General features: G+C 62.3%; 19 protein-coding genes and 1 tRNA gene. 5 read left to right on the top strand and 15 right to left on the bottom strand.

All coding sequences use genetic code 11. From position 1 onward, the window contains the following. Window positions 1-8 precede the first annotated feature (8 nt). The 6 genes from IPF85_RS16685 to IPF85_RS16710 all read right to left on the bottom strand — a co-directional run bounded on the left by IPF85_RS16685 (window position 9) and on the right by IPF85_RS16710 (window position 5,777). Window positions 9-683 (bottom strand): 50S ribosomal protein L25, encoded by a 675-nt coding sequence (locus tag IPF85_RS16685; protein WP_343409202.1) that lies wholly within the window; start codon window positions 681-683, stop codon window positions 9-11. A gap of 331 nt (window positions 684-1,014) precedes the next feature. Further along, entirely contained in the window at window positions 1,015-1,323 is a 309-nt protein-coding gene (locus IPF85_RS16690) for a hypothetical protein (protein WP_343409203.1), read from the bottom strand. A gap of 195 nt (window positions 1,324-1,518) precedes the next feature. Continuing rightward, window positions 1,519-3,567 (bottom strand): hypothetical protein, encoded by a 2,049-nt coding sequence (locus tag IPF85_RS16695; RefSeq protein ID WP_343409204.1) that lies wholly within the window; start codon window positions 3,565-3,567, stop codon window positions 1,519-1,521. Between the two features lie 476 nt (window positions 3,568-4,043). Then, window positions 4,044-4,871 carry an XdhC/CoxI family protein gene (locus IPF85_RS16700; RefSeq protein WP_343409205.1) on the bottom strand — a complete coding sequence of 276 codons (828 nt, stop codon included), beginning with the start codon at window positions 4,869-4,871 and terminating at the stop codon, window positions 4,044-4,046. After that, window positions 4,868-5,182, bottom strand: a complete 315-nt coding sequence (locus IPF85_RS16705) for an XdhC family protein (RefSeq protein WP_343392859.1) — start codon at window positions 5,180-5,182, stop codon at window positions 4,868-4,870. The genes IPF85_RS16700 and IPF85_RS16705 overlap by 4 nt, the downstream gene beginning before the upstream one ends. Continuing rightward, window positions 5,145-5,777 (bottom strand): nucleotidyltransferase family protein, encoded by a 633-nt coding sequence (locus IPF85_RS16710; RefSeq protein WP_343409206.1) that lies wholly within the window; start codon window positions 5,775-5,777, stop codon window positions 5,145-5,147. The genes IPF85_RS16705 and IPF85_RS16710 overlap by 38 nt, the downstream gene beginning before the upstream one ends. 302 nt (window positions 5,778-6,079) lie before the next feature. Between IPF85_RS16710 and IPF85_RS16715 the strand changes: the two genes are divergently transcribed. Further along, complete coding sequence (locus IPF85_RS16715) at window positions 6,080-7,330, top strand: glycosyltransferase (RefSeq protein WP_343409207.1); 1,251 nt, start codon at window positions 6,080-6,082, stop codon at window positions 7,328-7,330. A 56-nt stretch (window positions 7,331-7,386) separates the two neighbouring features. On the opposite strand, the gene surE is transcribed toward IPF85_RS16715, so the two are convergent. The 5 genes from surE to IPF85_RS16740 all read right to left on the bottom strand — a co-directional run bounded on the left by surE (window position 7,387) and on the right by IPF85_RS16740 (window position 11,682). Further along, complete coding sequence (gene surE, locus IPF85_RS16720) at window positions 7,387-8,124, bottom strand: 5'/3'-nucleotidase SurE (protein ID WP_343409208.1); 738 nt, start codon at window positions 8,122-8,124, stop codon at window positions 7,387-7,389. A gap of 189 nt (window positions 8,125-8,313) precedes the next feature. Further along, window positions 8,314-8,703 carry a P-II family nitrogen regulator gene (locus IPF85_RS16725; RefSeq protein WP_343409209.1) on the bottom strand — a complete coding sequence of 130 codons (390 nt, stop codon included), beginning with the start codon at window positions 8,701-8,703 and terminating at the stop codon, window positions 8,314-8,316. 59 nt (window positions 8,704-8,762) lie between these two features. Then, window positions 8,763-10,337 (bottom strand): ammonium transporter, encoded by a 1,575-nt coding sequence (locus IPF85_RS16730; RefSeq protein WP_343409210.1) that lies wholly within the window; start codon window positions 10,335-10,337, stop codon window positions 8,763-8,765. A gap of 123 nt (window positions 10,338-10,460) precedes the next feature. Then, a complete protein-coding gene (locus tag IPF85_RS16735) occupies window positions 10,461-10,907 on the bottom strand; it encodes an aminotransferase class I/II-fold pyridoxal phosphate-dependent enzyme (RefSeq protein WP_343409211.1) in 447 nt (148 codons plus the stop codon). A 52-nt stretch (window positions 10,908-10,959) separates the two neighbouring features. Then, window positions 10,960-11,682 carry an aminotransferase class I/II-fold pyridoxal phosphate-dependent enzyme gene (locus tag IPF85_RS16740; protein ID WP_343409212.1) on the bottom strand — a complete coding sequence of 241 codons (723 nt, stop codon included), beginning with the start codon at window positions 11,680-11,682 and terminating at the stop codon, window positions 10,960-10,962. 367 nt (window positions 11,683-12,049) lie between these two features. Here IPF85_RS16740 and gltX point away from each other — a divergent pair, with 367 nt between their 5' ends. From gltX to IPF85_RS16755, 3 genes are all read left to right on the top strand, one after another. Further along, entirely contained in the window at window positions 12,050-13,579 is a 1,530-nt protein-coding gene (gltX, locus tag IPF85_RS16745; RefSeq protein ID WP_343409213.1) for a glutamate--tRNA ligase, read from the top strand. Continuing rightward, window positions 13,576-14,349 carry an alpha/beta hydrolase gene (locus IPF85_RS16750; RefSeq protein WP_343409214.1) on the top strand — a complete coding sequence of 258 codons (774 nt, stop codon included), beginning with the start codon at window positions 13,576-13,578 and terminating at the stop codon, window positions 14,347-14,349. The genes gltX and IPF85_RS16750 overlap by 4 nt, the downstream gene beginning before the upstream one ends. Before the next feature lie 81 nt (window positions 14,350-14,430). Then, window positions 14,431-14,505: transfer RNA gene (locus IPF85_RS16755), tRNA-Gln, on the top strand. Between the two features lie 146 nt (window positions 14,506-14,651). Here the strand turns inward: IPF85_RS16755 and IPF85_RS16760 are convergent. The 4 genes from IPF85_RS16760 to IPF85_RS16775 all read right to left on the bottom strand — a co-directional run bounded on the left by IPF85_RS16760 (window position 14,652) and on the right by IPF85_RS16775 (window position 18,677). After that, entirely contained in the window at window positions 14,652-15,353 is a 702-nt protein-coding gene (locus tag IPF85_RS16760) for a hypothetical protein (RefSeq protein WP_343409215.1), read from the bottom strand. A gap of 106 nt (window positions 15,354-15,459) precedes the next feature. After that, a complete protein-coding gene (locus IPF85_RS16765; protein WP_343409216.1) occupies window positions 15,460-15,813 on the bottom strand; it encodes a DUF1292 domain-containing protein in 354 nt (117 codons plus the stop codon). Window positions 15,814-15,954: 141 nt separating this feature from the next. Then, entirely contained in the window at window positions 15,955-17,328 is a 1,374-nt protein-coding gene (locus tag IPF85_RS16770; protein WP_343409217.1) for an acetyl ornithine aminotransferase family protein, read from the bottom strand. A gap of 230 nt (window positions 17,329-17,558) precedes the next feature. Beyond that, the gene (locus IPF85_RS16775) at window positions 17,559-18,677 is read right to left on the bottom strand and encodes a hypothetical protein (RefSeq protein ID WP_343409218.1); all 1,119 of its coding nucleotides are present in this window, start codon (window positions 18,675-18,677) and stop codon (window positions 17,559-17,561) included. A 241-nt stretch (window positions 18,678-18,918) separates the two neighbouring features. On the opposite strand from IPF85_RS16775, the gene IPF85_RS16780 reads away from it, so the two are divergent. Continuing rightward, complete coding sequence (locus IPF85_RS16780; protein ID WP_343409219.1) at window positions 18,919-19,392, top strand: CBS domain-containing protein; 474 nt, start codon at window positions 18,919-18,921, stop codon at window positions 19,390-19,392. Window positions 19,393-19,510: the final 118 nt, after the last annotated feature.

Here is a 19,510-nt window from a genome sequence, read left to right on the forward strand (position 1 = left end):
GAGGTTGCTTACTTCCTCTTCGTATCCTCGGGCGGGAGTTCTTCGCCCTTGGCGGCCTTGCCCTTGATCACGACTTCCGGTTCGGCAGCCGTGCTCGTCGTGGCGGCCTCACCGGTATCTTCAGAGACGGCGGCGCGGGTACGGCTGACCATCACCACGGCATCGTCAGCCGAGATTGCCAATTTAACGTTGGCCGGAATGACGAGGTCTCTGGCGTGCAGGATGTGGTGCTCGGCTGTGAGTTGGCTGATGTCAATCGTCAGCGCATTGGGAATGTTGCTGGGCAGACAGGAGACCATGACGGCCTCCAGGTTATGCACCAGCACATAATCACTGCCCAGGCTAGATTGTAGTGCGCCAACCAGCCTGATCGGCACCGCAATCTCAATCACTTCCGTCATGGAGACCTGGTAGAAGTCCACGTGCAATGGATTGCGCTTGACAGGATGGCGCTGCAGTTCCTTGATAAGCACGGCCACCTGGCGGGTGCCCAGATCGAGCGTGGTCAGGTGGGTCAGAGCGCCCTGCTTGACCGCCTTATCGAGGCTGATCCGTTCGATCTGAATGGATTCGGCCGGGATATTGTGTCCGTACATTACCGCAGGCACCAGGCCCTGCTGGCGCAGTTGGTTGACATGGGCAGATGGGTCGCGCTGCTGCGCCGCTAATGAAATTTGAGCCACGATTCTACGATCTCCTTTTTACTATCTTACTTTACTATCTTACGATGAACGTCTTGCCACGTATTTTTCGTTAATCATTTCGTTTCTTGCACCATCGGCGTTGTCTGCGCTGGCGCTTGATGTGGATGCATTCTTCATACCGCGCAAATAAAGGCGCCTGTAAGCAGGCGCCGGACTATTGTACCTGAGGCCGGGCAATTCGTCAAAGCCAAGCCTTGAACTGAAGTTCAGGCTGTTATGGGAAGTCCGCTGAAGCGGACTGGGGGCATGAGCGAATCTCGGCGATGCGCGTCGGTCTCGATGGGCCTCAATTCCCTGCCACGAATTTCACTCATTTACACGAATCGAGCTTCTGTCTTCGTGTCAATTCGTGCAATTCGTGGCAAAAGTCCGACCAGATTTCCCTGCCACGAATTTCACTAATTTGCACGAATTGAGCTTCTGCCTTCGTGGCAATTCGTGCAATTCGTGGCAAAAATCCGCCCGTCGTGCTGCTCCCCATCACCGCCTTGACCCGGTTGCCGTCCGCGTCATGGGTGTAGCTGGCCAGCGCCGTGCTTCCCTGCTTTACCGGCTGCAGCCGGTTCTCCGCATCGTAGACCAGGGTGTAGGTCACGCCGCCCACCGTGCGCCCGGTCATGTTGCCGTTGCAGGGCAGAATCAGCCACGAATGGCACGAATGGCACGAATGGCACGAATTTTCACGAATTCCAGGGGCTTTTCATGGCGATTCGTGGTCGAAATCCCGGCTGATTGCGCAACTTCCGTCCGTAATAGCCGCGTGATCATCACCGATTTCGGGCGCTATCAGGTAATCGGTTCACAGCAAAGAGCATCATGACGAAGTCATGTTTTTCTTGACAAGTATCGGTTTGCCATGCTCTTGTTCCCAGCGTCTCGATGCCACAATATAGCTCAAATTGCTTCCAGCGCCTATCGCACCAATAGTGGTAAACACAAAAGCGACAACCAGTAATAGAATCAAATCGCCAGTGGCAGGCAAAGATCGTACAATTAGCGGCATGGTACCACAACCACCATCTACGCTTGTACCACATACCGCTGCGTGTCCGCTGGGGTCGCTGAACCTGATAGAATTATTCAGGGCATAACTGTAACGATTCAGATTCTGCGGATTTTCTGGATTGGGAACCAGGTTGCCCACCGCATCGTAGCGATACTGCCACGCGCCCATGTCCGGATCGTTCATGCTCGTCTTGCGGCCCAACAGGTCGTGGGTCAGCGTCGTCTGGTTGCTGGCGTGATCCTGCACCGTCAGCAGCCGGCCGGCCACGTCGTAGCTGTAGCGCGTGCGGTATTCGCTGCCCCAGGTGGGATTGGCCTGGCCAGCCGGCCACGAACCGGTGCTCTCCGAAACGCTGCGCAGGTTGCCGAACACGTCGGACGCACGACGCACGAAGCGCCGGTTGGCGTCGATGGTGTAGACCACAGGCCGCGGGGCGCTGAAATCCGGGTCGGCCGGGTTGTATTCGACTGCGTAGCGGGTCTCGGTGGTCGAGCTGTCAGGCTGCGTGACCACCAGCGGCCGGCCCAGCGCATCATAGGTCGTCTGCGTCTTGGCCTGGCCCCAGTCCGGCGGCCGATACGCGCCGCCGGCGGCCGCATAGAAATAGGGGACGTTCTGTTGCTTGACCCCGCCCAACGGGTGATACTGCGTGCTGGCCACGATGCTCTGGCTGTCGGACGCGGCCTCCTGCTGCGTCTGGATGACCTGCCCCAGGCCGTCGTAAAATGCCCAATCGTCCAGGTAGGTCACTGTGCCCGACGCGTCGCCGTTCTGATCGTCGCGCAAACTGTGTCTGACCGCCAGCGGCGCAGGGCTGTCAGTGTAGGCGTACTTCTCGGTGGCCGGGTTCGCCCACCCCGCGCCCGGCTTGCGGATTTCGGTCACGCGGCCGAACACGTCATACGTCAGACGGATCGCTGCGCTGTTGGCGTCGGTGCTGCGCTGCAACTGGCCCGCCAACCCGCTGCCGTTCGCCTCGGCCCCGCTCACGCCGTAATAGGTGTTGCTCGTCATCAGGGTTGCGCCGCCGCCCGCGCCGGGGGTGGTCGTCTGGGTCACCGGGTACGTCTTGAAGGTCGCATCGTACGCTGTGGTCGCCGTCGCGCCGGCCGCGTTGGTCTCGCCGGTGCGGTTGCCGTAGAGATCGTAGCTGTAGAGCGCCGGCCGCGCCCAGTCGGCCTGGTTGGCGCTATCGCAGGTCTTGGCCTGCCACACCTCTTTCAACCGGCCCCTGGTCGGCGGTGTGGCCGTCGGCGTCGGTGTGGCCGTCGGTGTCCAAGTCGCCGTCGGCGTTGGCGTACACTCCTCGTCCTGGCAAAGCGGCGGCTCGACCGTCGCCGTCGGTGTGGCGGTCGGCGGCTCGGCCGTCGGCGTTGGCGTACACTCCTCGTCCTGGCAGGGCGGCGGCTCGACCGTCGGCGTGGCCGTCGGCGGCTCGGCCGTCGGCGTTGGCGCACAGTCCTCGCCCAGGCAGGGCGCCGCGGTGATCGTGATCGCCGCACTGGCCGCCACCCCTGCGCCCACCTCCTCGCCCACGATGGCGACCGTGTTCGTGATGACCTGCCCGTTGACCGCGCCCAGCGCCTGCGCCTGGAACGTGCCGGTCAGCGTGGCGCCCGCGGCCAGTTGGCCGATGGCCCACTCCAGCCGGCGTTCGGCCTCCAGGTAGCTGAACTCACTCTCCCCGGCCGGCCAGTAGGCCAGTTCCAGCGGCAGGGTATCGCTCACCACCAGCCCGCTCAAGCCGCGGTCGGCCAGGGTGTTGGTGATGACCACGGTGTAGGTGACCACCCCCGCCGGCTCGACCTGCCGCGCCGCGGCCAGCGTCAACTGCACGACCGCAGGCGGGCGTCGCATCGGGATCGGAAATGAGATCGAAATTGGGATCAGGGGACATGGGTTTAGTAGCGGTATTTATCTGGGGGTGGGGGGGGGGGTAGCAGCAGCCACGGCTGAGAACAGCAGGCTGCAAACCACCAGCAGATGGACGACCAGCAGCGGACGCGCCGTCAGTCGCGAGACAGGAAGGTGTGGTGAAGATAGAAAAGAGAAAATAGAAGAGAGAAAAGAGAGAGCAGAACACCAGCGCAACATGACAACGGACTCCTTTCGTGCAGCGATCGAAACGGATGGGGTCAGGGACAGTTCCTGACTGCTGAAGGATGTCTCGGGGCAGCCGGGAGCGGTTTCTCGCCGAGGACTTCCGAAATCGGGAGGCGGATCGAAAGGCGGGGGGCAAGCTTGTGGCTAATCACAGCATAGCACGCGCGCGGCGGTTTGTCAAGCGGCAAAATATTGGCTGCTGAATTGCTGAATGCGCAGGCTGGCGCCGTTCAGACAGTCACCCGCAGGAGGCGCTGCTCGTCCCGGACGCGGCGGGCAGCGGCCAATGAACGCGCGGGCCCGCTGCGCAGGACGTTGATCATTTCGGCCATGATGCAGACGGCAATTTCCGCAGGGGTGCGCGCGCCAATGTCCAGGCCGATGGGCGCGTAGATACGGCTGAATTTCTCTGGCGGGATGCCCTGCTCCTGGTTGAGAAGCTGGAAGACGGCGCTCACCCGACGCTGCGAACCGATCATGCCGATGTAGGCCAGCGGCGCGTCCAGTACTTCGAGCAGGCAATCAATGTCGTACTGATGGCCGCGCGTGACCAGGACGATGTAGGAGTCCTTGTCCAGGCGGCCGTCGGTCAGCATGGCATGCACCGTCTCGCGCAGCGGCGCGGCCAGAACCTGATCGGCCTGCGCAAAACGCTGACGGTTGGCAAACTGCGGCCGGTCGTCCAGCACAGTGACGGTGAATCCGCACAAACTCCCCAGGCTGGCCAGCGGCACGGCGATGTGGCCCGCGCCCACGATGACCAGATGCGGCGGCTGGCGCTGCACCTCCACGAAGACACGCAGCGTCGCGCCCATCTCCTGGCTGTAATCCAGGGTGCGATGCTGCTTGCCGCTCAGCACCGCGGCCGCATCAGTCAGGACGCGCGCGTCCAGCTCACCCAGGCCCAGGTCGCCCAGCGGTGGTTGATCTCGCCAGACCAATGCCCGGCGCCCCTGGCTGGCCTGGTACGGCCCGGCCGCAGCGATCACGGTGACAAGGGCCACGCCGCGTTTGTCGTCGAGAGAGGCAAGCAGTGCCGTGAGAATCGGATCGGTCATTGGCCCCAACGTTCAATGAAGACATTCATGATGCCGCCGCAGACGCCCAGGCTCTGCATGGAGATGTCCTCGGTCAGATCCACATGGATATTCTGCGGTTCGCCGGTTTGGATCACATCCAGCGCCGCGCGGATGACATCGGCCTCGCCGCAGCCGCCGCCAATCGTGCCCACGTGCTGGCCCAGCGGATGAACAATCATCTTGGCCCCCACCTCACGCGGCACCGATCCCCGCACCTCGGTGATGGTCGCCAGGGCCACGGTTTCGCCCTGGTCAAGCAGGTCGTTCAGTCGGTGATAAATCGTGTCCATCGGTTACGCTTGCGCCTACCTCCCGCAGATAATCGTCCGGGGTATCCATGTCGCTCAAAATCGTCGGGCTGTCCAACGTGATATGCTCGATCTGTCCAGCCAGCGAGGTCCAGAGGGAGCGCAGGCTGTCTTGCCAGCTCAGCGCCAGCACGGCCGGCCATACCGCACGCGGTAAACAGATGGGATGCCCGCGCCGCATCCGGTAGCTGGGGATGATGATGCGCTGCGGCGGGCCATCGCGCCAGGCCGCCATCACGGCGGCGATGGTGCCCGCCTGGATGCGCGGCTGATCCCCCACCGCAATCAGCGCCGCGTTCACCGTTGGCCCCAGGGCGCGCAGCCCCACCTGGATGGATGAAATCATCTCGCCGGCGGCGTGATCGGGGTTGAAAACGACACGTAGCGGATAGCCTTGCAGCACGGCCGCCAGCGCCTCATGCTCGTACCCGGTCACCACCAGCAGATCCGCCAATGACGCGGTCAGCAGGGTGGTCACCACCTGCTCGATGACCGTTTTCTGGCCCCACGGCAGCAGTGGCTTGAGCCGGCCCATGCGCGAGGAACGCCCGGCCGCCAGCACCATACCGGCAATCATCGTCGCGGCGCCAGGCCGGAGGCTTTCATTTCGTAGCCCGATCGTCCACGATCGGGGGCCTGCATGTCCAAACAAGGTCTTTCATCATAGGGCCAATCATAGCACATGGCATCCCCTGCTGCCAAGTTCACCCACCACCAGGCGATCTCCAATCTCCAATCTCCAATCTCCAATCTCCGATCTCCAATCTCCGATCTCCAATCTCCAATCTCCGCCCTGCTGCTTGACAAATTTTCGACCCCGTGGGATAACACTGCCATCAAACTCGATTTCGTGTTGAGCATCGTCACGGGCAGGTAACTATGACTGAATCGCAATCGGTACGGATTCTCATCTTGACCGCGGATGCAGGCGCGGGGCACCGCAGCGCCGCTAACGCGCTGGATGGAGCGTTGCGCGCTCGCTATGGCGACCGTGTCGTCACTGCGATTGTCAATCCGCTGCACGAGCCTCATGCACCGATGGCGTTCCGTTTGGCCGAGGAAAATTACCTCAACCAGGTGCAAGCCACGCCCACTCTCTACCAGTTACAGCACGAGGCGACCGATTCGCCGCTGTCGGCTGCGCTGTTTGGCCTGTCTGCGCGCTTGCTGCTGACGCGCACCATGACGCGGCTCCTGGTGCGTTGGCAGCCCGATGTGGTCGTTTCGGTGTACATGCTCTACAGCGAAGCGGTGGCCGCGGCCAGCGCCCGCCTGGGCCGCCCGATTCCACATATCACCGTCATCACCGACCTCGGTTCCACCGTCCATGCGGTTTGGTTCTCGCCGCACGATACGCTTTGCGTGGTGCCGTCGGAGGTCGTGCGGCGCAAAGCCCTCACCTGCGGCATGGACGACGCGCATATCGTGGTCGCCGGCATCCCTGTGGATCGGCGCTTTGGTCAACCGACGGCCCCGGCCAGCACGTTGCGAGCGGAGTTGGGTTGGGAGGCCGATACGCCGGCCATTCTGCTGATGAGCGGCGGCGCGGGCATCGGTCATGTGGCCGACCTGGCGGCTGCAATTGATGCAGCCTGCCTGCCTGCGCAGTTGGTTGTGGTCGTCGGTCGTAACGAAGAATTGGAAGAGCATCTGCGCGCTGTGGCCTGGCGCAATCCCACCCACATCTACGGCTTTACGCGCGAGGTGCCCACGCTGATGCATGCCTCGGACATCGTCTTGACCAAAGCCGGCGGCCTTTCGGTGAGCGAGGCGCTGGCCGCGGGGCTGCCAATCATTCTGCACAGCGCAATTCAGGGCCAGGAGACCGGCAATGTGGAGCATGTGGTGGAGCATGGCGCCGGCGTGTGGGCGCCGACCTCGGCCGAGGTTGTGCGCACGCTCAGGCGCTGGTTGGTGCAGGACCCGCAGGAGTGGCGACGCTACACCGACGCGGCGCGAGCATTGGGACGCGCGCAGGCGGCCGATGATGTGGCTGGCCTGGCCTTCGATGCGGGATACCAGGCGCAGGGGCAAATGCGGCCGGTCGCGGCGCCTCCCCGGCTGATCACCCGCATGCGCCCGCTGCGCGCCTGGGCGGGGCGCTATGCGCGGCGCATGCTACGACCCTAGCTGTGCCGCGAACTGGCTGAGCAGGGTGCGTGAGCTCATGTCAAGGCTGAGCGGTGTCACCGACACGATGTGATCCACCGCAGCGCGTAGATGTCGGAGTCGGACTCCAGGCGCGCCCGGTCAATCTTGATCTGATAGGGCAAACGCACCTCGTCCTCGAAGCGCAGGCGATCACTCGGGATCGTCTCGTAATAGGGCAAGCGCGACTGCCGCGTCAGACGCCAGGGCGTCTGCGGCGTGGCGGCTGCGGGAATGTCCATCTTGAGCACATCCACGTCAGGCGGGAAGGGCTGGGAGAGCGCCAAGCCTGCCAACCAGCGGGTAAAATGCACCGCCGTGCGCCAATCAACGTCGTAACCGAAACGAGCATGGTAGGCGGGATCGGTCTCCAGCGAAATTGCCAGCGCGGGCACGCCCATATCCGCCGCCTGCAAAGCCGCTCCCACCGTGCCCGAAACCATCACGCTGGTGCCCAGGTTTTCGCCATAGTTGATGCCGGAGAGGACCAGGTCCGGCCGCTGCTGGCGGCAGACTTCGTGCAGGCCATAGAGGACCGCCTGAGCCGGAGAGCCAGGCACTGAGTAGGCCGGCAGACGGTCGCCGTTCAGACGCAGCTCTTCCACAAAAATGGCGCCGCTGATGCCGCCAGGCAGGCTGCGCCCCATGGCGCTTTGCTGATCCTTCGGCGCCACCACCACCAAATCGGCCAGATCATGCACCGCCTCGATCGCCGCCATCAGGCCCGGCGAATGAATCCCATCATCGTTAGTCAGCAAAATCAAAGGCCGCGTCATCAAGAAAATCTCTCCAAAAAGTGAAGTCTATCCCCGCTTGCAGTATAGCATGAGGTCAACGGCAAAGCAAAGGCCGGTCTGCGCCCGGCTTCGGGAATCCGGACAAAAAGACAGGATTCACGGGATGAACCGCGGCATCCTGTTCATCCTGTAAATCCTGTCCAGCTTCTGGCTGCGCCGTCAGGCTGCTTAGCGACCGTTCCTGACGCCGCGGCGGGTGTCAATGTCATCTGGATACATCAGCGCCTCGCGCCCGCGCTCGCCGGTGCGGATGCGCACCACGTCATCCACCGGATAGATGAAGATCAGTCCGTCGCCCTCCTTGCCGGTACGGGCCGCGGCCATGATCGCTTCGATGGTCTTCTCCACGTTGTGATCGCTCAGCACGATGTTGACCTGCGCCTTGGGCAGCAAGTCCATGTGGTAGGAGGTGCCGCGCCAGGAAAGCTCAATGCCGCCCTGGCGACCATGCCCGCGCACCTCGATGACGTTCATGCCCATGATGCCGATCGCGCGCAGCGCGTCCATGACATCGTTCAGTGCTTCTTCGCGAATGATCGCTTCGATTTTCTTTGTCATCAGTCTGTCCTTTGCTCTTTGCCTGCGCCCCGCGCCAGCCGCTGGATATGGCGCTCAGCCTACTTGCCTGCCAGGCCGCCGGCCGGGCGGATGGCGGGCCGCGGGGTGCGGAAGTTGCCGCCAGGCATCAGTACGTCCACGTTGGTGTAGCCGGGCACGCCCATCTCCGGCAGGTCAAGACCGTGCAGCTCATGCGCCGGCTCGCTGCGCAGCAGCTTGAGCGCGTTCAACACCTTGAAGAAGGCGTAGGACAGCCCGCCCACAACCACAATCACCGAGACCGCTTCCAACCCCTGCGCCACTATCTGGCTTGAGCTGCCGTAGAGGAGACCGCGCACTGGGCCGGCCACGCCGTTCCAGCCATCGGTGAAAGGGTTGCCATTGGCGAAAATGCCCACCGCCAGCACGCCCCACAGGCCGTTGGCAAAGTGGACGGGCACAGCGCCCACCGGATCATCAATCTGCAGCTTCTCCAGGCCGAAGGTCACAGCGCACACCAGCACACCGGCGATGAGGCCGATCAACACGGCGGCCGGTGAGTCAACGAAGGCGCACGATGCCGTGATGGCAACCAGGCCGGCCAGGACACCGTTGACCGAGAGACCCGGATCTGGCTTCTTGCTTGGCCCCACCAGCCACATCAGGGTCATGGCGGCTACGCCACCGGCCGCGCCGGCCAGCAGGGTGTTGATCGCCGCGTTGACCGCCAGCACGCGGCCTGCGCCCATGAAGGCCAGCGATGAGCCGGGGTTGAAGCCAAACCAGCCGAAGAAAAGGATGATCGTGCCCAGGATCCCCATTGGAATGTTGTGACCCGGCATGGCGTTGGCGCTGCCATCCTTGTTGAAGCGGCCGATGCGCGGGCCGATGACGATCGCGCCCACCAGCGCCAGAGTGCCCCCGATCATGTGAACCACGCCAGAGCCGGCGAAATCCACCGCGCCGTTGCCCAGCCCGGCAAAGCGGCCCAGGTTTTGCAGCCAGCCGCCGCCCCACACCCAGCCGCCGACCAGCGGATAGATGAACATGCTGACCCAGAGGCTCATCAGGACGAAACCGCTGAACTTCAGGCGTTCGGCCATCGAGCCAGTGGGGATGGTGGCCGCGGTGTCCATGAAGACCATCTGGAAGAGGAAGAAGGAGAGCACGGCCACGTTGGCGCCGACGCCCATGAGCATGAAACCGCTGCCGCCCAGCAGGCCCACCTGGCCGAAGCGCAGCAGCGGCGTGCCCAACAGGCCCGCCATGTCGCCCAGGGTTGTGGGGGAGTGCGCCCAGGCGGCCGCCGCGCCGACGGCCGGATAGGTGAAGTTGACCGCGCCAAACTGTAAGGCGAAGCCGGTCAGCCAGTAGCCCAGGGCGCCGATGCAGAACACCATGATGTTCATCATCATCGTGTGCGCCACATTTTTGGCGCGGGTGAAACCAGCCTCCACCAGGGCAAAGCCGGCCTGCATGAAGAAGACCAGGAAACCGGCGATCAGCATCCACATCACATTGAGGCCGATCGCAGGATCATTGAGCGGATCAATGCCATCGCCGGCAAAGACACGGGGCGCCAGCATGCTAAAAACCCCCAGAGTGGCCAGGAGCGCGGATACGCGCACCCCAAAACGAAACAGTTTCTCTTTCATCGCACAAAAATCCTCCCTGCGAATCAGGTGCGTGTTCACGCACAACGCAGGAGGGTTATCACAGTCACGGGCCAACTTGCCACGTTCAGCCTGTACAAAAGCTGTTTTCGACCATTTGTGCATTCACAACAGAACTATCCAAACCGGCGCCCCGCTCCTTTGTGCAATCTGCCCGAATCTCCTCAACCTACAGCCCCGGCGCCACGCGCCAACCGTTCCACCGCGTTCCAGGTCGCTCATGGCGGTGGCGATGCTGAAGCGCACATGCCCTTCGCCGGCGCCGAACTCGATGCCGGGGTGCAGGCGATATCGGCCTTTTCCAGCAGGGCATCGGCCACCTGCGCTGTTCAGAGCGGTGTTTGGGAAGGTGGGAAACAGGTAGAACGCGCCTTCGATGGGAGCGCACGCGATGCCTGGAATCTCCTCCAGCGCGTCCAGCATGAAGCGCCGGCGCGCGGCATAGGAGGCAACCATTTCCTGGATACAGTCCTGCGGGCCGTTGAGCGCCGCGATCCCCGCGGCCATGACAAACGAGGCCGCGGACGTGACGCTGTGCGTCTGCAATTTCATCGCCAGCTTGACGATGGGCTGCGGCGCGCCAGCCAGCCCAGGCGCCAGCCGGTCATGGCAAGGCCTTGCTGAAGCCGTTGACCGTGATCGTGCGCGCGGCCATGCCCGGCTCAGCCGCCAATGAGTAATGCAGCGCGCCGTCGAACAGCAGGTACTCATAAATCTCATCGCTGATGACATAGAGATCGGCCGCGTTCGCCACCGCGACGATGGCGTCAATTTCGGGCCGTGTCAGCACCCGGCCGGTCGGGTTGCTGGGGCTGTTGACCATGATCGCTTTGGTCCTGGGCGACAGGTGCCGGCGCAGAATCTCTTCTGTCACCAGGAAATTCTGGTCGCTGGGCAGGCTGACATGCACCGGCGCCGCGCCGTTGACGGTGACAATGGGATCATAGCTGACCCAGGCCGGTTCCAGGATCATGATCTCATCGCCGGGGTTGACCAGGGCAGCGATGGCGAGATAGAGCGCCCATTTGCCGCCGGGGGTGACGATGATCTGGCCGGGGTTGACCTTGACGCGGTTCTCGCGTTCCAGCTTGGCCGCGATGGCTTCCAGCAGCTTGGGTTTACCCTGCGCGGGCGGGTAGTTGGTGTCGCCGGCGTTCATCGCCTTGACCGCGGCGTCAATGATGTGCTGCGGCGTCTTGAAATCAGGATCGCCGCCGGCCAGCGCGATGATATCGCGGCCCTGCGCCTTCAAGCGCCCGTGCCTTATCCGAAATGGCAACCGTGGCCGAAGGGGAATTCCGGCCAGCAGGTGAGACAGGTTTTGCATAACAGTTCTCCGTCAGCTAGGTTCACGACCAGCAACTGCTCAGGCGGTGCGCCGTCGCAAGCAAGCCACTGAAATCGCACCTGATGGGCGTGACGGCCGGGCGTCCACCTGCGTGGACGCAATCCTGGTCGGCGCAGGCCGACCTTGCGGCGGCACGCCCTTGCGCCCCGAATTCATTCGGCGGCTGTAGTCGGCGCAGGATGCCTGAACAGTGTTGCACTTTCATTGTAAACGAGGCCGGGCAAACGGGCAAGGTCAAGGGGGGATGGAGTGTTGAGATAGAAACGCCCCGGCAGCATCAAAAACTTGCCACGGGCCTTGTCTATGCTACAATCGCTTTCTGATTTCTCAGGGAGGAATGTTCTGTATGACCGATCGTGCTGTTCGTGTGCGTTTTGCCCCCAGCCCCACCGGCTATTTACATATCGGCGGCGCCCGCTCGGCGCTGTTCAACTATCTCTTTGCCCGCCACCACGGCGGCCAGTTCTTGCTGCGCATCGAGGACACCGACCAGAAGCGCTTCGTGGCCGATTCGGTGCAAGACCTGATGACCAACCTGCGCTGGCTCGGCCTCGATTGGGATGAAGGCCCCGATGTGGGCGGCCCCTATGGCCCCTACACGCAGACCGAACGCGCCGCTCTCTATCAGCAGTGGGCCAACTGGCTGGTGGACAACGGGCACGCCTACCACTGTTATTGCAGCGCGGAACGCCTGGAAGCGATGCGCGCCGAGCAGACAGCCAACAAGCAACCGCCCGGCTATGATCGCCACTGCCGCCACCTCAGCGCGGCCGAACGGAGCGCCATCGAGGCCGCGGGCGCGCCCTTCATCGTGCGCTTCGCCACGCCGCGGACAGGCGACACCGCGGTTCACGATGCCGTGCGCGGCGAGATGATCTTCAGCAACAGCACCCTGGATGACGTGGTGCTACTCAAGTCCGATGGCCTGCCCACCTATCACCTGGCGGTGGTGGTGGACGACCACTTCATGGAAATCAGCCACATCCTGCGCGCGGATGAGTGGATCGCGTCCTCCCCGCGCCACGTCCTGCTCTACCAGGCCTTTGGCTGGGAAATCCCGGTCATGGCCCATCTGCCGGTCATTCTCGACCCCAGCGGCAAGGGCAAGATGAGCAAACGCAAGGTGCGCGTGGGCGATAAGGAATACCCGGTCTTCGTCGAAGAGCTGCGCAGCGAAGGCTACCTGCCCGAAGCCGTCTTCAACCTGCTCACCAACGTTGGCTGGTCCATGGGCGGCGACCGCGAGGTCTTCACCAAAGAGGAAGCCATCGCCGGCTTTGATCTGACCGGCATCAACGCCGCGCCGGCCGCGCTGCCCTATGGCAAGCTGGAGTGGCTCAACGGCGTCTACGTGCGCAACCTGGCGCCGGCCGAACTCAAGCGCCGCTTGATTCCCTTCCTGGCCGCGGCGCTCAACCTGGATGCCGCGACGTTGGCCGAAAACCCCGTGCTCGACATCCTGCTGGTGGATGTGCAGGAGCGCATCAAGACGCTCTCTGAGGCTGCCGCTATGCTGGACTTTGCTCTGATCGAAGCGCTGCCCGCTTACGACAGCAAACTGCTCATCGCTAAGAAGCTCGACGCGGCCGCTTCGCAGCAGGCGCTCAGCGCCACACGCGCCGCGCTCGTCAGCCTGGGCGACCTGCAGGACCCAGAGCATGTCGAATCCACCCTGCGCGGCCTGGCAGAAACCCTGCACCTCAGCGCCGGGCAGTTGTTTGGCATTCTGCGCATCGCCATCAGCGGCAAACCGGTGACGCCGCCGCTGTTCACCAGCATGAAGGCGCTGGGCGCAACCACCGTCCTGCGTCGCCTCGACGTGGCGCTGGCGAAATTGGCCGCCTTGAACTATTTTCTATCAGGAGTTTCAACATGACCACAGCAGCGATTCTCGCACACGAAGTGATCGGCAGCGGCGCCGAAAAAGTCATCGTTTTGGGTGGCTGGCTCGGCGATCGCGGCGTATTCCAACCGATTCAGCATCTGCTGGATCAGGACAAGTTCACCTATTGCTTCGCCGACCCGCGCGGCTACGGCGGTTCGATGGACATCGCCGGCCAGCACACCAACGCGGAAGTGGCGGGCGATGTCGTCGCCCTGGCCGCGGCGCTGGGCTGGGACAAGTTCCATTTCATCGGTCATTCGATGATGGGCAAAGTGGCGCAGTACCTGTGCGCCCATCATGGCGATCGCCTCAAGGCGGTCGTGGGCGTCTGCCCCGTGCCTGCCTGTCACATCGAACTGGACGCGGGCGGTCACCAGCTCTTCTCCACCGCCTGGGAAATCCCCGCCAACCGCGGCATCATCTGCATGGTCACCACCGGCAACCGCAATACGCCGGTCTGGGAACAATACATGATTCGCGAGTCGCTGCGCACGACCACGCCAGAGGCCTTCCGCGACTACTTCACGATGTGGGCAGGCGAGGATTTTGCTGCGGACATGCCTGGCTGCCAGACGCCATTTCTGGCCATGACCGGCGAGTATGATGGTGGCGTGCCGACCGCGTTCGTGCAGGCTACCGTCATGCAGTGGCTGCCCAACGCCGAGCTGCACGTCATGTCCAACTCCGGCCACTATCCGATGCAGGAGACCCCCATTCAGTTCGTCACCGTCTGTGAAGCGTTCCTGGGGCGCTTTGCCTGATCGGCCAGGATCTGGTTCACGCGCCCCGTAGATTTGTCACAGCACGGCCCTTGTGCTAAAATTCTCTCGCTGCTATCGCAATGGGGGATCGTCTAATTGGCAGGACAGCAGATTCTGGATCTGCGTGTTGGGGTTCGAGTCCCTATCCCCCAGCCAGTATAAGAAGAAAAAATGAAAAAGACGCCGGGTGATTCACCCGGCGTCTTTTTCATTGGTTTTTCATTGGCAGCAGAGGCGTGCCGAAATCGCCCGGCGCCGGGCGATCCTCGATCACGGCGACTGTTGGATTCGCTGGCGCCCTCTTACTTGCGCAGCCACGGCAGGAAAACCTTCTGATCGGCGGCGCACACGGCCAGGCTGATGTCGTCCACATGAAAATCGGTGACGTTGTTATCCACGCTGCCGGCGCCGTGCAGGACCAACTGCACAGTCTGACCCGCATACGCCAGCACATTGTAGGTGCGCAGGCTCCAGGCCGCGCTGTGGTCCTGGTTGCTCAGGCTGGCCACAGTGCCCAGCAGATTACCCGCCGCGTCCTTGATCTCCACAGTGAAGATGTCAAGGGCCGCGGCATTGTTCGCTTCCGTGGTGTCAATCTGCACCCACAGTTGCAGCGCGGCCTGGGTGGCGCCGGCCGGCAACGTCAGCGTCTGCGTCAGGTAGTCGCTGGCGTTCGTGTATCCGCCCAACCAGGCGCTTTGACTGCCGCTGTGAACAAAAAAGCCATCGAGCAATGGAAAACCTGCCGCCGAGGATTCCTGCCAGGGAGCCAGGGTAGCTGCCTCGAAACCCCCATTGACCACAAGCTCCCGGCAGCCGCCTGGCGCGACCTGTGCGGCCACGGGTCGCCCCGTCAGCAGCAGAAACAACCCGGCGATGAGGGTCATGGCAGTTAAATTAACCCCTCTGACCTCTCTGCGCAGGCGACCACCTGCGTGCGGCGCCGACGCGATGGCGGACATGAATTGATGATCCTGCGACCGATTCTGTATGGGTTCCTGCATGAAAGGTTCTCCTTCGAAAATTCTCAAGGGCATGGCTGTCCACGGCGAGCGGTGATGAAAAAGCACACACCGGGTCTCTGCCCGAAACCCGGTGTATGCTCTGATCCTACTCAGCCTTTTCTTCCCAGGCCGCCACCACCTGTTCGAACTCCGCTTCGTCTTCGATCTCGACCAGAACCTCTTCGTCGCCCTCTTTTTCGATGCGTAGAATCATCAAAGGCGTCTCCGAGTCCTCGTCTTCGTCCTTGTCCTCGTCGTCTTCCTCTTCCTCATCATCGGCTTCGTCGTCATCCAGCGGTGTCAGCACCGCATAGTCGCTGCCGGCCACCGTGATGACCTCCACCAGGACAAATTCCTGTTCATTGCCGTCCTCATCGCTTAGCACGATGATCTCCATACCCTCGTCGTCCTGGTCGTGATCGTGATCGTGGTCGTGATCGTGATCGTGATTATGGTTCATTCAGTCCGTCCTTTCTTGATTCGCTCGCACTCTGCAACGTCATATTTCTACGAACTCTTACTATGCTGCAAGCGGGAATAGACTTCACTTTTCCGCCTACGGAAACAGGCGCAATTCGTGCCCGCTTGCAGTATATCGGCGTCACGCCAATTCATGCACTTCCTCGAGTTCGCTCAACACCCGCTCGAAGATGATCAGACCCTCATCAATCAGGTCACGCGGGATCATCAGCGGCGGCGCAAAGCGAATCGTGTTGGGGCCACAGCCGAGGATGAGCAGACCATGGAAGTAACACTGATCTACCAACTCGTTGCGCAGTTCTCCGAAGCGCTCCTTAGTGAGCTTATCGTTGACCAGTTCTGCGCCCACCATCAAGCCCAGGCCACGCACATCCCCGATCGTCGGATGACGCCCGGCCATCTCCTGCAGACGCGCCTTCAGGTACTCGCCCTGCACGCGGCTATTCTCCATGAACTCATCTTCGATCAACTGAATCGTGGCCAGGGCCGCCGCGCACGACAGGGGGTTGCCGCCAAACGTGCTGGCATGTGCCCCCGGCGGCCAGGTCATCAGGCGCTTGCGCGCCACCATGGCTCCCAACGGCAATCCGCTGGCGATCCCCTTCGCCAGGCAGATGATGTCAGGCTCCACGCCAAAATGCTCCATGGCGAACATCTTGCCCGTGCGTCCAAAACCGCTCTGCACCTCATCGGCCACCAGAAGGATGCCGTATTTGTCACACAGCGCGCGCAGCGCCTGCATCCATTCCAGCGGCGGAACCACATAGCCGCCCTCGCCCTGCACCGGCTCCATGAAAATGGCGGCCACCTCTTGCGGTGGCACATTCGTGCGGAAAACCTCAGTTTCAATGCGCCGCACACACTCGATACCGCAGCCCGGATAGGTCAAGTTGACCGGGCAGCGATAGCAGTAACCGTAATCCACATGCTCCACGCCCGGCATCAGGGGCGCAAAGCCCCGACGCTGCACGTACTTCGAGGCGGTCAATGACAACGCCCCCATCGTGCGGCCGTGAAACGCGCCGCGAAACGCCAGAAAGCGTTGGCGGCCGGTGGTGTAACGCGCCAACTTGAGGGCCGCTTCCACCGCCTCCGCGCCGGAGTTCGTAAAGAACACCAGTGAAGGCTCTGCAATCGGCACCAACTGCGTCAGCTTCTCAGCCAGTTCAATCTGCACAGGGTAATAGAAATCGGTGCCCGAATAGTGCAGGAACTTGTCCGCCTGCGCCTTGATTGCCTCCACCACCTTTGGGTGACAATGGCCCGTGGCGTTCACGGCAATACCGGCGTTGAAATCAATGAAACGGTTGCCGTCTACATCCCACACCTCGGCCCCGCGACCGTGATCAATGACGAAGGGGTAGGATCGGGTGTATGATGGCGACAGCGCCATATGGTCGCGCGCCACAAACATAGCTGACTGCGGCCCCGGCAACACATGCGGATACTCTCGCGCGGGCGCCATCGTTGTCGAATCTTGTGTCTGAGTTGTCATTTGCGTCTCCTCTATCGTTCAAGCCGAAACACGACATTAATTCCAAAATGAGCGCCGCCAGCACGATACTGGCAGCCTGCAGGCTGGGATGCGCAGCGGCTCGACCCGAGAGGGACGCGATGTTTGGTGCGGCGCGGTGACATCATTGGCACGACCGACCTCCTTTGTCGGATACTTTACCAGGCAAGCGCAACTTTTGCAAGTCATTAGCGCCTGCTGGCAGAACGCCGCTACGGCGCGGCTTCAACCGAGACCAGGATCTGCGTCTGACCGCTGTCCTGATCAATCGTGATACTGATGGCAATCTTGTCGCTGCCCTTTTGATACACCAAACTGGTGATCTCGCCGGAGGCAAATCCCTCAGCGGGCAGCAGGCTCCAGCCTGTGACCGGCAGCTTGTCCTTGTAGAAGGCCACTACATCGGCGGGTGACTGGTTGGCAAGGAACGAAGAAAAGTTGCGGCTGGTCAAGGTGGTGCGGGTACCGGGTGGCAGGGGAAACCCGCCGGCGGTAAAGCCCGGCGGCCCCAGTTCCACTGGCGGCGGTACGATAGTGAGCGGCCGGTTGCTTGCCAGCACATCGAAGGCCAGCGCAATGGCGCCTTCACCGCGCTGGCCTTCGCTCAGCTCGATATCACGGCCATGCGCTTCCAGGCGATAGCGCACGATGAAGCCACCGTCGGCCGCGATCCAAAACTCGCCGCGGGCCTCATCCATGTCGCCGACGTTGACAATGTTCAACTGGCGCTTGTCGAACGCATAATGCTCCGTTTCCAGGCCGTTGATGATCTCGCTGCCCAGACGGCGCGCCGCGCTGATGCTGACCAACAGCTCCGGTGTGTCGTAGATGAGGCCGGCCGACTGAAAAGGCGTGCCTGCCTCCTCACTGGTCTGAATCCAGTTGTCGTCACCCAGGTTGGTCCAGGTGGTGTCGCCAATGCGGATGGTCTCCATCCGCCCTGCCGCGCCATCCTCGGCGCCCTGCCCGGTGCCTTCCATCAAAATTCGCTGCGCTTCCTGCGGTTGGCGCACATACTCCACCGTGATGCTGATCGTGCCGGAAGCGACCGCGCTGGCGCTGGCTTTCTCGCTGAAATCGTAGCGGGTGTAGGTGCGATAGCTCGCCAGGCGATCCATGGCCGCCATCGCCGCCTCGACATCGGGCGCCAGCTCCAGTGCAGGAGTCAGCGCCAGGTTCTCCTGCGCCGCGGCCGCGCTGAGCGTGGCCGTTGGCGCCGGTGTCAGCGTCAGCGTCGGCGCGGGGTCCGGGGTAGCTGTCTTTTGCTCATTGGCACAGCCGGCCAGCAACAGAGCCAGCAGGCAAGCCATCCAAAGTCCTGTTCGTCGCATCGGTGTTTCCTTCGCGTTCATCGTACCCGCCGATACGCCTTTTGTCAAGCCGCCTGCAAATAGACTGCAAGCGGGAATAGGCCCCACTGCTCCGCCCAAGGAAACAGGCGCAATTTGTGCCCGCTTGCAGTAGAGCGCCGCGCCTCGCCCAGTGACCTTGCACAAATCACAATTGATTGGTATCATACTCATAGTGAATCGCGGTCTGATAGATGCAACAACCACACACAAGGAGGACATCATGCAAGCCCGCGACGTTATGACAACCAATGTTGTCATTGTTCAGGCGAGCACGCCCATCGCCGATATTGCGCGCATCCTGCGCACCCTGGCCATCAGCGGTGTTCCGGTCTTCGAGGGGGACACGCTCGTAGGCATTGTCAAAGAAGTTGACCTGATTGCCCGCCATGCCCGGCCGCACTACCCGCGCTACCTCCCCTTGCTTGACGCCCAAATTCCGCTCGGTGGTCAACGTGAGTATCAGGAGATGGTGCGCCGCATCCTGGGCACCACCGCGCGCGACATCATGTCAACGCCGGTCAAGACCTGCCATCCCGATACTGACCTGGAAGAGGTGGCCACCCTGATGGTGGAAAAAAACGCCAACCCGATACCGGTGATGGAACACGGCCGCCTGGTCGGCATCATCAGCCATACCGATCTGATGCGCGCTTTCGACGAGCTGGAGACGCCCAGCGCCGAATCCGCCGCCTGATGATCGGCGCGGCCGCGGCATGAGCAGCCGTGGTGATGCGTGCTACGGGCGAGCCTCCAGCGCCAATCGCCGCACGCGCACCCCATCCACGGCGTCATGTTGCAGGGTCAGGACGGCA

This window comes from Candidatus Amarolinea dominans (genome assembly GCF_016704685.1).
In the GTDB taxonomy this organism is placed as follows: domain Bacteria; phylum Chloroflexota; class Anaerolineae; order SSC4; family Amarolineaceae; genus Amarolinea; species Amarolinea dominans.